The following is a 12,917-nucleotide window of genomic DNA, read 5'->3' as shown; positions in this document are numbered from 1 at the left end:
TACACCTGTCAAAGCTATAAAAGATCAGGCTGAAGTACTTAAACAAAGAGATAAAGCGGCAAATGACCTATTTAACGCTGCCGTATCGACCGTCAGGCAACCCATTGAATCCCTGTTCAATTGGCTGATTGAAAAAACAGACTTACAACGAGCGAATAAAGTCAGGTCTACTAACGGATTACTCGTCCACGTTTTTGGAAAAATTGCTGCCGCTTTTATCTATCTTATTTTTTAACCCTTGATTCGCATAACTACTTGATACTAATTGCCCGATGTTAATTCTTAGTGAACACTATCGCGTAATGCTTTAATTTCGTCATGCGCATCCAGTATTTCGAATTGTTGCCTGGTTATCAGGTCGCGTAAAAATGCCGGAATGTAATCTTCATCCAGGGCTTGCCGGTAGGCTTTTACGATAGCGTCTTCTCCAAATTCGCACTCTTCTAAAATATCGTGCGTATCATGAGCGGTAAACGCGGCCTTTACATCCAGCCAGGCACGGTGTATTTTACCACCGGTTGAAGTGCCTGTGTCAATATCTTTTCCCAACACTTCAACCTCTTTGCCCAATTCATTTTTATAACGGTTGCTTGCGTCAATTAAACTTAAAAAAAGCACCCTCAAATCGGTCTCGCCGTCCTTTAAATCTTTAAGGGCTCGTTCATAACCCTTTATCCTGTCGTTATTAATCTGAACCAGGTCATTTAAAACTTCTGCTGTTGCTTGTGTATTTTCCATGATAAATTATGTTTTATACAATTACAACCTGTCAAAAATCAAATTGTTTAACTAAATAAATAAAAAATATATTACTACGAAATATTCTATTTCACTTTCTAAATAATGAAATAAGCCATACAATAACCAGGATAACAACAATAACTGATATAATGCCAACTACGGCACCCGCTTTAAATATGCCTGTAATAACCGAGCAGCCGCTTAAGGTAAAAATGACCAGTCCGATCATCAGTAAATGGATCTTTTTCATAACAATATTTTGAGGTAATGAAGTGCATACCGATGGCATTTTGCCATCCTGTTCTAGGCGATACAAGAATCAAGCCTCTTTTTGAATACTTATTCTTAATAACCACAACAACCAAAGTGCCTAAAATTATGATAGTCTGTACAGTAAAATATACAGTTACCCCTGCCAGGTCCACGTAAATATTAATCAATCAAATACTGGCACAACGGAGTGAATTGATGATCTATTGTACCACAAGCCATTTATTCATTATTTAAATTGTCAAATAATGAATAATCAGCAAACAATTTAAAAACCGGAACGTTTATTGCATGCTATATGTTGAGAAGAAAGTATCAATAACATTTCAGCTACAAAAAACATAGGTATTAACATACTTATAGTGCATGTTTTCGTTAAATTTTAGCCGATGCCGAAATCTTTTCATAATTTTGAATTATCTATTTATAATTACGTTTTACTATGATTTTTGAAATACAATCGAACATTAAATGCGAAAATTGCATAAAATGTGGAACCAGGCCTCATGTTGAACAATCAAAAAAATATTGGATTGTTGCCTGCCCCAATAAAAAATGCAACAATTTCGTGAAAGATGAGACGGTTAACATTGAAGGTTGGAACAGGCTAAACAAGAGTAACGCCAACATTGCGCCAAACCAAAACTTTAAGAAAACCGCTTAAGCCTTCCGCCAATATTTGTAAATAAAACAACACTATACCTAAGCGCTTTTTCGGGCAGATGTTTAATTTTGCCGGCTACTAAAGCAGCCCATGGTTAAAACAACTTTTTCTATAAACAACGCCACGGTAAGATTTTTGAACAACACCCTGTTCAAAAATCTTACGTTTGCAATAAACAGGGGCGAAAACTGGGCGCTCGTAGGCCCAAGTGGTTCGGGCAAAAGTGCCTTGCTGCAAACCATAGCCGGCCGTTTTAATATTACCGGCGGCTCTGTTACTTATCACTTTGAAAACGGGCCTGATGGTAAAATACCGGCTACCGGCGGCACAAGCATTAAAACAAAATTAATTGCCATTGTTGAGCCCAGGCATCATTTTCGAAATTTATCAAACACCTCCGACTTTTATTATCAACAGCGTTATAACTCGTCCGACTCGGAGGATGCTTTAACCGTTAATAATTATTTAAACAACATTATCAGCGAAGCCCCAGGTGGATACTGGACTTTAACCAGGGTAATGTTGTTATTAAACCTTGATTATCTACGGAATAAACAACTGATAAAATTATCAAACGGCGAAACAAAACGCCTGATGCTTGCCGCTGCCCTACTTAAAAACCCGGTTTTATTATTGCTCGATAATCCGCTAACCGGCCTTGATGTAAAAACAAGACAGGAGTTTAACGGCATTATCAGGCAGATAACCGCATCGGGCATTAATTTAATTATTGCTACCCCGCCGCATGAAATTCCCGAAGCTATTACCCACGTAGCGGTGTTAAAAGATGGTGCAATTATTCATGAAAGCACCAGGGCCGACTTTAAACCAGAGCAGTTTATTGACAATGTTAGCGATAGTATTGACATGACAGCGCTTAGCGGGTTATTAAACACTGGGAAACCGCGTGCAACTTATAACCATATTGTAAAAATGGAAAAGGTGCACATTCAATACGGTGACAAAGTAGTGCTGGATGATGTAAACTGGGAGATTAAAACAGGTGATCGCTGGGCTTTGCTTGGCCCTAACGGCGCGGGCAAATCAACATTACTTAGTTTGATAAATGGCGATAACCCGCAGGCTTACGCCAACCACATTGTTTTATTTGATAAAAAACGGGGAACCGGCGAAAGCATCTGGGATATAAAAAAGAAAATAGGTTTTGTATCGCCGGAGCTGCACCAATATTTCGCTACCGATAACAGTTGCCTGCAGGTAGTTGAATCGGGATACTACGATACGCTGGGACTATTCAGGCCAAGCAACCCGCAAATGGCGGCTATTGCCTTGCAATGGATGAAAACACTTGAAATTGACCAATATGCCCGGGTACTTTTAAAAAACATACCGGCAAGTGCTCAGCGTTTATGCCTGCTTGCCAGGGCATTGATAAAAAACCCTTCACTCCTTATTTTTGATGAACCCTGCCAGGGCATGGATGACCATCAACAACTTCATTTTAAAAACCTGGTAGATACCATTTGCAAATTAAGCAATGTAACCCTGATTTACGTAACCCACTACCAGCATGAAATCCCAAACAGTGTTGATAAGGTTTTAACGCTGGATAAAGGGAAAGTTGTTTATTAGTTCATTGGTTCATTGGTTCATTGGTTCATTGGTTCATTGGTTCATTGGTTCATTGGTTCATTGGTTCATTGGTTCATTGGTTCATTGGTTCATTGGTTCATTGGTTCATTGGAACGCGGGCATAGTGGGCATGCAGGACAAAAAGCTTTCCGGCGGATTGCCAATCCCACCAGAAAAGACTAACGAACCAGCGAACCAATGAACGAACAGACAAGACTAATGAACTAATGAACAAGTGAACCAATGAACGATGTCAGTCCCCCGGCTCGTAATCAACCGGCAGCAAATCGCATAGTTTGGCTTTTGACCAGGTGCCTTCGTAAAGCGGGGCGGGATTTGATATTACGGTGCCATTGTTATCAAACAAGGCGTATGTTCCGTAAAGGGAGATGATGCTGGTTTCAAAGTTTTCCATATCCAGCGGGCGGTATACGTCCTTAAATTCGGTAAGCTCGTGTTTTTTAGTATATACCACGTACAAAAAGTGCGGAAAGGTAATGGCATAAATGCCAGCCTCGGGCGTGCTGCGCAAAATCTCCATCGGCTGGTAGGGTATTTTCACCACGTTTTCATCGCTCCATTTGGTTAGGTTGCTTAGTCTGTACCAGTGCATAACCGAATCGCGGTTGGTTTCTTTAAACCTTTTTATTTTTTGCTGAATCAGCTCTTCGGGTGGCCGTTCGGGGTTGAGGGCACGGATAAAGTCGTGGGCTTCAAACCCCTCTTCCGTTAGTTTATCTTTATATAACGCCCTGAAAAAATGCTGGGGCGAGCCGTAGTAAGCTTCTTCGCGCTTATGTTTCCATAGTTTTTTTTGCTCGGCCGATCCCGGCAGGTTTTCAAACAAGGCCCTGCCCGAGTATTGTATGGTATGCTCAATACCATCGCTCACAAAGTTTTTAAGTAAATATTTGGTGCGGTACCCTAAAGCCCTGTTCTCAACCACCAAAAACTCGTCGGCATCGGCTTCCAGCCGCTGTTTGCTGCGGTGGTAATTAAGGTTAAGAACGCGCGGATTAAGCACCTTGCACAATTTAGAATTTTCGGTAGTACCAATGAATTCTTTCCTGAACTGCTCGTAGTTTTTTTTCCAGTCGGCATTGCTGCTAATCACTACTTCGCGCAGCATGAGTATTTTTTGGGTAAGCGATATCTCGAGCTTTAAGGGCACGTGGCCTACCTGCACCGTTTGCGAGTAATCCTCATATCCCACAACAGTAACAATAAGGTCATATTGGCCGGGCCTAATGCCCGATAGGGTGAATGTACCATCCTCGGCAGTTGATGTACCATATGTGGCGTTATTTAAAAACACGCTGGCATTGGCCAATGGCGATTTACTTTCGCCATGTACCACCCGGCCCGTAATGGTTGCGGTTTGCGCCAAAACAACAAACGGGAACAGTAAAAACAAAATCAGGGATAACCGGTACAGCCGCATCAATATTGTAAAATATCCAATTTTAGTTCAAGCTATCAAAAAAACACATTTTTTATGAACACAGGATGAATTCTTTTACTTTTTGTTTTGTATTGATACACTGTGTGTACCACTACAGCACGAGACAAAATGTTATAAAAAACCAAGTAATAAAATTTCAAGCCCCTCTTTCCGGCAAAGCCGAAGAGAGGGTGGCGGGCGCAGCATCGCCGGGTGAGTCTTCGCCGCCACGCAATATGCATCCCCTCGTTAAAAGCATAAAGCATTGATAAACCAAATTTAAACAGCTTCTCAGAATTTAAGATTTCGGGCTAAAGATCATCCGTCAATTTTTCGCTGACACGACACCATACCGGTTAAGTTGATTCCAGATCACTCACCACTCACTACTCACTACTCACAACTCCCCCACTCACTACTCACCACTCACTACTCACCACTCACAACTCACCACTCACAACTCACCACTCACAACTCCCCCACTCACCACTCACCCTACTGTTTCCCCCAATAATAATTCACGCCAAAACCAATATTGGTATTAAGCCCTATGTTGAAGGAATTGGCTTTGGTTTGATAATCATGAGTATACAATATGTTACCAAAACCAAGATTTACAGCCAGCTTCTTAGTGGCAAAAAATACAATGTTGGGGTTGCCGCCAACGCTTATCGAGCCCGATTTAAAATTGTTGATATCATTTGCTTCAGTAATCCCAAACTGCGGGAATATGCCAATCCTGTCATTCAGCATGCAATAGTACCTGAAGTGGATGCCTAACGATAGAGCTTCGGTGTGGTATTTATGATCATAGCGGTAACTGGTGGTGCCGCTACCTGCAAATGCGGTGTAAACAGATGTTTCGGTACCGCCGGTACGCGAATAACCAGGCTGAATGCCAATAGCCCAGTTTTTTGATAGGAACATCCCAAAATCGGGGTTAATTTGCAGGTTAGATATACCATGATTGGTATAAATCGTAGTACCAGCCGCGAACGAATAGATGTTGGTGTAACCGTACCCGTCGTAATTGTAGTTAAGGCTACCGCCGGTGTAATACCGGCCCGTGCCAATTTGAGCTTTTGCCGCAACAGATGCCGCCACGATAAATAAAAATGTAAATAAGTGTTTTTTCATTGCTGAATTTTATAGGTTTAATGGCGAAAGCAATGGGATATAACCACCAGGCAATAAAACAGATAAGGTAAAGTATTGCAGTATGGTTAACATCTCATGCATCCTTTATTACGGCTTTAAACGTAAAAGTGATACTAAAGGTTAGCACAAAATAACAAACAATAGCCCCAATCAACAAAAAGCCTATCTTTGCGCCATGGGTGTATCTTTTGAAGAATTTAATTTTAACCGGCAAATTTTAAACGCTATAGCCGATGCCGGTTATACCGAAGCTACGCCGATACAGCAAAAAGCCATCCCCCCTATCATGAACGGCCAGGATGTGATGGGCATAGCGCAAACCGGTACCGGTAAAACCGCCGCCTACGTTTTGCCCATCATTATGAGGCTTAAATATGCCCAGGGCGAAGCCCCGCGCGCGCTCATTATTTCGCCAACGCGCGAACTGGCCATGCAGATTGAGGAAAACGTTAAAACCTTTGCCGCCAATACCGATTTACGGGTTGTAGTACTATACGGCGGCCTGGGCCCAAAAACACAGATAGAGAACCTTAATAAAGGTGTAGACATTATTGTAGCCACCCCCGGCCGCTTTATGGATTTATACCTGGCCGGCCATATTGTTACCAAAACCCTACAGGTACTGGTACTTGACGAAGCGGATAAAATGATGGACATGGGCTTTATGCCCCAGATTAACCGCTTGCTGGAAGTGGTACCGGTAAAAAGGCAAAACCTGCTTTTTTCGGCCACCATGAGCGATAAAATTCATGAGCTATCCAATAACTTCCTGGAGTATCCAACCATTATTGAGGTTACCCCGCAGGCAACGCCCGCGCAAACGGTAAACCAGTTGCTGTACTATGTACCCAATGTTAAAACCAAAATTCACCTGCTAAAAAAACTGCTGGAAGCCGAGGGAGAGATTACCAAGCTGATGATATTTTGCAAAACCCGTGTTGTTGCCGATGATGTTTACAAATTCCTGCTGCGTAAATTTGGCGAAGGGGGAGTTAAAGTGTTACATGCCAATAAAGGGCAAAATACCCGTATTAACTCCATCAACTCGTTTAAAAACGATGAGGTTAAAATATTGGTGGCAACAGATGTGGCATCGCGCGGTATCGATGTAAGTGATGTAAGCCATGTGATTAATTTTGATGTACCTGTTGTAATAGAGGATTATGTACACCGGATAGGTCGTACCGGCCGGGCCCTGCAATCGGGCGAGGCCATTACTTTTTGCGGCCCTGCAGAGGAGTATTATCTTAAAAAGATAGAAAAACTCATTAAGCAAAGCATCCCGGTTTCGGCCATCCCGGATGATGTTTTTATCGAGGAAACAGGCTACGATGAGCGCCAGGAAATTGCGAAGGAAATTGATATGCAAAAGCGTAAAGACGATCCGGATTTTAAAGGCGCTTTCCACGAAAAGAAAACCCTCAATCAGCATAAAAAATTCGACGAGGCCAAGAATAAGGTAAAATATGGCAAAGCCTACAAGGCAGCCGGCGGAAAAACAAGGTCATCATCGTCCCGAAAAAAACGTTAACCGATTTTAAAAACCTCAACATAAATTATTAGATGAAATTGCGCATTACCCCGTTAAATTTTGCCACCACATTTTTTTTGGTGGTAGCCGTTTACATCTGGATAAATGGGGCAGCCATTGCCGGCCGGCCGTTAGAAAACTGGAGCGGCACCATAGGTTGGATCTTCATATTATTTGCGGCGGTTGTATTTTTTATGGACCTCATGTTCCGCAACTTTTTTGCCGAGCTTAAAAAACTATGGATTATTGAGTTGTGCGTAATAGCCTTAATAGCTGTGATCTTTTTCCTGGTTAGGTAAACATGATAAATATTAGTGTGAATCCCTTTAATTCAGCAACCTCAGCGATAAAAGCGTTTCATTAGCAGCCAGGAATCGCTTTTAAATTTAAAGATAAAAAGGAGGCACCTACGGAGCCAAATTGTGTGGGTGGATGTAGTGCTATAAACACGTGACTCCGCTGGAGTCGAAGGCTCCGGGTTTATAACTCCAGCGGAGTTTCGTGTTTATAGTAAAAAAAGCAATAGTTTTAGGCTCCGTAGGTGCCTCCTGTTTTAAAAGCGATTCCCTCCATTAGCAGCATAGTGCTTCAATTATATTTGATATAAATTGTATATTTATTATTGAAGTATCAATCAAATAATCATGAGCGACAAAGAGTTGAAAATATATCTTTCCAAAATAAGAAAGGAAGCTAATGATATTGCTAAAGATGAGGATAAATCAAAAAAGTTCCTGATTGATATCGGATTACTCAACCGGGAAGGAAAAGTAAAAAGACAATATAGAGATATATGTATTCCGATAGATCAGGATTGATATCGAATTGCTTCAAAAATTAAATACTTCAAAAATTACAAACTCATTATAATCCAGTCGTTTTAAAATAACCTACTTTTGCGACTTCAATAAAACAGAAAATGAAAACCGCCGAAATAAAGCTCACCGTCACACTCGACGATAATAACGTGCCCGAAAACATTATGTGGGAATCAACCGATTCGCAATCAAAAGAGGCATTGCCTGTAAAATCGTTCATGCTGGCCCTGTGGGACCAAAGCTATAAAAACACCCTGCGCATTGACCTATGGACCAAAGATATGCCAGTGGATGAAATGAAACGCTTTTTTTACGAAACCCTGCAAACCATGGGCGACAGCTTTTTACGCGCCACCGGCGAAAAAAACATTGTTGAAGACCTGCGCGACTACTGCGCCCACTTTGCCGATAAAATGGAAATTAAACAATGATTTTAGTATCAAGTAGTAAGTATCAAGTATCAAGATTTTTTGCCTTCGGGACAAAAGACCTTTGGCCTAAAAGAGAAATTAATGCTGTCTTGCTACCTGATACTAAACTAATTGTAGCTGTCTTGATACTTACTACTTGATACTAATTTAAACTGTAGCTATCTTACTACTTGATACTTACTACTTGATACTAATTTAAACTGTAGCTGTCTTACTACTTGATACTTACTACTTGATACTAATTTAAACTGTAGCTGTCTTACTACTTGATACTTACTACTTGATACTATTTCACCATGCGCCTTAGTTCAATTTTTTCATTTGTGGGCTTTGTATTGCTTTTTGCAGGTACTTACTGCCCGTTGTTACGCCCCTTCCATTTATTTAACTGGAATGTTTACCAGCTTAACAAGCCTTACGGCATAGTACTTTTACTGGTAGCCGTTATTGGCATTATTTCCTCATTTTTAAATCAGCATAAAATAACCCGCGCCGCAGCATGGACATCGCTTACGTTGGTGGTGCTGTTGCTGATAGCGGCTGTTATAAAGGTTGAAACTACCTTCAGTTTTATTCCTTTCCATAAGTTCGACTCGCTTTTAACCAGGCAAATCAAATTTAAATGGGGCTGGTTTGTATTGTTTGCAGGCCCGGTGCTGGCGCTTATTGGTGCTTTAAGCGGCAAGCCCAAAAACATTGCGGCACCGCCCGAAGCTGTTTAACAAAACCAAATCATTCCTGATATGTTTATTGCTGCATGCTTTTACGTAAACATGTTTTTTTTAAACATATTTGTATCCAGATAAATAAGATCTATTGATGGTTAAATTTTCCTTTCGCCAGCAGGTAGTAACCGGCTTTGCTATATCTATTGTACTGGTTTTTGTAGTGGGTATTTTGGCGTATAAAAGTATTCGCCAGTTAGAAGAAGATAATACCTGGGTTGACCATACCGAGCATGTCATCAAATCCTCAACCAGCCTGCTTCAGCACATGATTGATGCCGAAACCGGGATGCGTGGTTTTGCAGCTACCGGCGACAAGGTACTTCTTGAACCCTATAACGAAGCACTGCCACTTATTGATGCCGATTTGACGGAATTAAAAACGCTCACAAAAGATAACGGCGACCAGGTGAAACGCCTGGATACGCTTATCACTTTTGTTAATTCGCAACGTAATTACCTGAAAGAAAATATCGAGGCCCGCAACAGTAAGGGGCTCGAATTTATGGTTGCCAGCCATATGTTTATAAAGGGCAAGCAAAATATGGATATGATACGTGCATTAATTGGCCGTATTGACGATACAGAAAACAATTTGCTTGGTATCCGTAAAAAAGCAACCGAAAAAGCTTCAACACAGGCCATTTACGTAATCATTTACGGCTCGTTAATATTCCTGTTCATTATCCTGCTTTTGTTCCGCTACATTCAGGGTGCTTTTGATAAGCAAAAGAAAACCGAAGAAGAAGTCAAAATTGCAAATGCCGAGTTGGGGATAGTAATTGCCGAAAACGAGGCTAAAAACTGGCTGCTTACTGGCACAGGAGCCCTTAACGAGAAAATGCAGGGCCAGCAAAGCGAAAAAGAATTATCAAAGAGTATCCTGTCTGAAGTTTGTGCCTATGCCAAAGCTGCCGCAGGTACATTTTATCTATATGATGATAGGGAACAACAACTGGAGTTATATGCTTCATACGCTTTTCATAACCCCGAACTATTAAAAACAAAGATACAGTTATCAGAAGGCTGGCTTGGCCAGGTTGCGGAAGACGAAAAGGCGGCAGTGGTGAAAGGCAAACTGAATAATAGCCTGGAACTGTCGTCATCAGTAGTAAAAGATGTGCTGACCGAAACATTTATTGTCCCTTTCTTTTTTGATAAAAAATTGAAGGGGGTAATGGAGGTTGCCTTTACCGGCGAACTGGCCGAAAAACACCGCGGGTATATTTTGGCCGTTACTAACGATATAGGCATAGCGATGAACACCGCCCAGGCCCGTACCATTATGCACGACCTGTTTGAAGAAACCCAGCAACAGGCCGAAGAGCTGCAGGCGCAACAGGAAGAGATGCGTGTTACCAACGAAGAACTGGTAAACAAAACAGAAATGTTGCAGGCATCGGAAGAAGAGCTGCGTGTGCAACAGGAAGAATTGCGCACCATTAACGCCGAACTTGAAGAGAAAGCAAGCCTGCTGGAAGAAAAGAACCATGCCATTGAAGAAGCCCGTGCAGCTATTGACATGAAAGTTGAAGAACTGGAGACTACCGGCAAATACAAATCGGAGTTTTTAGCCAACATGAGCCACGAGCTGCGTACGCCGCTTAACAGTATCCTGGTGCTGGCGCGTATCCTGAAAGATAATAAACCATTGAACCTGTCAGAAGATCAGATTAAATATGCCAGTGTAATATTCAACGCCGGCAATGATTTGCTTACGCTGATAAACGACATTCTTGACTTATCCAAAATAGAATCGGGCAAACTGGATATGCAAAATGAGGATATCAGCGTATCAGATATTGCAGGCGATATGGAAATGCTGTTTGCCGAAGTAGCAAGCAATAAAAAAATAAACTATACCACCAACATCGCCAAAGATGTCCCGCAAACCGTATTTACTGATAAGGTAAGGGTTGAGCAGGTGATAAAAAACCTCCTCTCCAACGCGTTTAAGTTTACGCCCGAGAATGGTTCAATTTCGATAAGTGTAAAACCAGGCCAGAAAGAAAAAACCATCAGCTTTGCCATCAAGGATTCGGGCATTGGTATCCCGGCCGAAAAGCAGCGGATCATATTTGAAGCTTTTCAGCAGGCCGATGGCTCTACCAGCCGTAAATATGGCGGCACGGGGTTGGGGCTGTCCATCAGCCGCGAGCTGGCAATATTACTGGGGGGCAGCATAAGCATGACCAGCGAACCAGGAGTAGGCAGCGAGTTTATATTGACAATTCCGTTCGAGGCCAAAATAGTGACGGTTATTGACGAAGAGGTACCACCGGCCGCCCAAGCATTTAAGGCCGAAAGCAGTTTCCTGAAACCGGCTAAAGTGATAACCAGGGAAGACAACCGCGAACCATTGGTAGTAATTGTAGAAGACGATAAAAACTTTGCCCACATATTGCAGGATTACGCCCGCGATCATGGATACAAATCTATCATGGTTCATGAGGGCATGCATGCCGTTGAAATTATTAAAGAGGCTAAGCCCGACGCTGTAATACTGGATATTATGCTGCCCGGCAAGGATGGCTGGCAGATATTGAAAGAATTGAAGGCCGATGATGCCATTATGCATATCCCCGTACACCTCATGTCGGCGGGTGAGGCAGCGGCCAACCGTGTGCGCAAGGAAGGCGCCATCAGCTTCCTTAAAAAACCCATCAATACCGAAACGCTGGATAAGCTGTTTGCCGATATTATGCTGCAAAACGGCACCCGGTTTAAGCAAATACTGCTGGTTGAAGACCACAGGGCGCAAAGCCAGGCCTTAAAAGATATGATGCAAGGCCAGGGTATCACTGTCGACCAGGCCTTTGATGGCGCTTCGGCATTCAGGATGCTGCATGAAAACGAATACCAATGCGTAATTCTCGACCTTAACCTACCCGACATTTCGGGGTTAGACCTGCTGGATAAGATAAAAGAAGTTGACCGCTTTGCCGCTTTGCCGGTAATTGTAAACACAGCAATGGAACTGGATAAAGCATCGGTAAACAGGCTGATGCAATATGCCAACGCCATGGTGGTTAAAACCAATAAGTCGGCAGATAGGCTGATTGATGAGGTAAACCTGTTCCTAAACAAAATCAGTGAATCGGCAGGTAGTTCCCAGCAGGCATCGGCGCCAATATCAAAACCCAAATTGCCAACCAAAGGCAAGGAAGCCATAAAGGGTAAAAAAGTGCTTATTGTTGACGATGACATGCGCAACATTTTTGCCCTGAGCAGCGCCCTGCAAGGCTATGACCTGGTTGTAGAGATTGCTAACGACGGCGAAGAGGCCATTGCCAAACTGGAGGAGATACCCAACATTGATATAGTGCTGATGGATATCATGATGCCTAAGATGGATGGCTATGAGGCCATGAGGTATATTCGCAAGCAAAACAAATGGGCCAAGTTGCCTGTAATAGCTTTAACCGCAAAAGCCATGAAAGACGACCGCGAAAAGTGTATAGCCGCCGGTGCCAATGATTATATTACAAAACCGGTTGATATGGACAGGCTGATTTCATTGATGCAATTGTGGCTGGAAAGCTAAT

At 42.3% G+C, this 12,917-nt stretch carries 12 protein-coding genes; 8 read left to right on the top strand and 4 right to left on the bottom strand.

The features are described 5' to 3' along the window. Window positions 1-235 (top strand): hypothetical protein (locus AC1DXF_RS20265; protein WP_477450522.1); only part of this gene is annotated, 235 nt, incomplete at its 5' end. Between the two features lie 47 nt (window positions 236-282). Here AC1DXF_RS20265 and AC1DXF_RS20260 read toward each other — a convergent pair. Then, window positions 283-738: a PA2169 family four-helix-bundle protein gene (locus tag AC1DXF_RS20260; RefSeq protein WP_477450521.1), complete on the bottom strand. Its 456-nt coding sequence runs from the start codon at window positions 736-738 to the stop codon at window positions 283-285. A 91-nt stretch (window positions 739-829) separates the two neighbouring features. After that, window positions 830-991 (bottom strand): hypothetical protein, encoded by a 162-nt coding sequence (locus AC1DXF_RS20255; RefSeq protein ID WP_477450520.1) that lies wholly within the window; start codon window positions 989-991, stop codon window positions 830-832. Window positions 992-1,765: 774 nt separating this feature from the next. On the opposite strand from AC1DXF_RS20255, the gene AC1DXF_RS20250 reads away from it, so the two are divergent. Next, the gene (locus AC1DXF_RS20250; RefSeq protein ID WP_477450519.1) at window positions 1,766-3,268 is read left to right on the top strand and encodes an ATP-binding cassette domain-containing protein; all 1,503 of its coding nucleotides are present in this window, start codon (window positions 1,766-1,768) and stop codon (window positions 3,266-3,268) included. A 253-nt stretch (window positions 3,269-3,521) separates the two neighbouring features. On the opposite strand, the gene AC1DXF_RS20245 is transcribed toward AC1DXF_RS20250, so the two are convergent. Further along, window positions 3,522-4,709, bottom strand: a complete 1,188-nt coding sequence (locus AC1DXF_RS20245; protein ID WP_477450518.1) for a carboxypeptidase-like regulatory domain-containing protein — start codon at window positions 4,707-4,709, stop codon at window positions 3,522-3,524. Between the two features lie 495 nt (window positions 4,710-5,204). Beyond that, window positions 5,205-5,846, bottom strand: a complete 642-nt coding sequence (locus AC1DXF_RS20240) for a hypothetical protein (RefSeq protein WP_477450517.1) — start codon at window positions 5,844-5,846, stop codon at window positions 5,205-5,207. 196 nt (window positions 5,847-6,042) lie between these two features. On the opposite strand from AC1DXF_RS20240, the gene AC1DXF_RS20235 reads away from it, so the two are divergent. The 6 genes from AC1DXF_RS20235 to AC1DXF_RS20210 all read left to right on the top strand — a co-directional run bounded on the left by AC1DXF_RS20235 (window position 6,043) and on the right by AC1DXF_RS20210 (window position 12,916). After that, window positions 6,043-7,398, top strand: coding sequence for a DEAD/DEAH box helicase (locus tag AC1DXF_RS20235; RefSeq protein ID WP_477450516.1), 1,356 nt, complete (start codon window positions 6,043-6,045; stop codon window positions 7,396-7,398). A 32-nt stretch (window positions 7,399-7,430) separates the two neighbouring features. Beyond that, window positions 7,431-7,697, top strand: a complete 267-nt coding sequence (locus AC1DXF_RS20230; RefSeq protein ID WP_477450515.1) for a hypothetical protein — start codon at window positions 7,431-7,433, stop codon at window positions 7,695-7,697. A 345-nt stretch (window positions 7,698-8,042) separates the two neighbouring features. Further along, complete coding sequence (locus AC1DXF_RS20225; RefSeq protein ID WP_477450514.1) at window positions 8,043-8,216, top strand: hypothetical protein; 174 nt, start codon at window positions 8,043-8,045, stop codon at window positions 8,214-8,216. A gap of 101 nt (window positions 8,217-8,317) precedes the next feature. Continuing rightward, window positions 8,318-8,647: a gliding motility protein GldC gene (gldC, locus tag AC1DXF_RS20220; RefSeq protein WP_090653031.1), complete on the top strand. Its 330-nt coding sequence runs from the start codon at window positions 8,318-8,320 to the stop codon at window positions 8,645-8,647. A gap of 296 nt (window positions 8,648-8,943) precedes the next feature. After that, the gene (locus tag AC1DXF_RS20215; RefSeq protein ID WP_477450513.1) at window positions 8,944-9,369 is read left to right on the top strand and encodes a hypothetical protein; all 426 of its coding nucleotides are present in this window, start codon (window positions 8,944-8,946) and stop codon (window positions 9,367-9,369) included. 97 nt (window positions 9,370-9,466) lie between these two features. Then, complete coding sequence (locus tag AC1DXF_RS20210; RefSeq protein ID WP_477450512.1) at window positions 9,467-12,916, top strand: response regulator; 3,450 nt, start codon at window positions 9,467-9,469, stop codon at window positions 12,914-12,916. Window position 12,917: the final 1 nt, after the last annotated feature.

The sequence above is a fragment of the Mucilaginibacter sp. P2_A5 genome, assembly GCF_056404995.1.
This window is presented reverse-complemented; position numbering and strand designations above follow the sequence as displayed.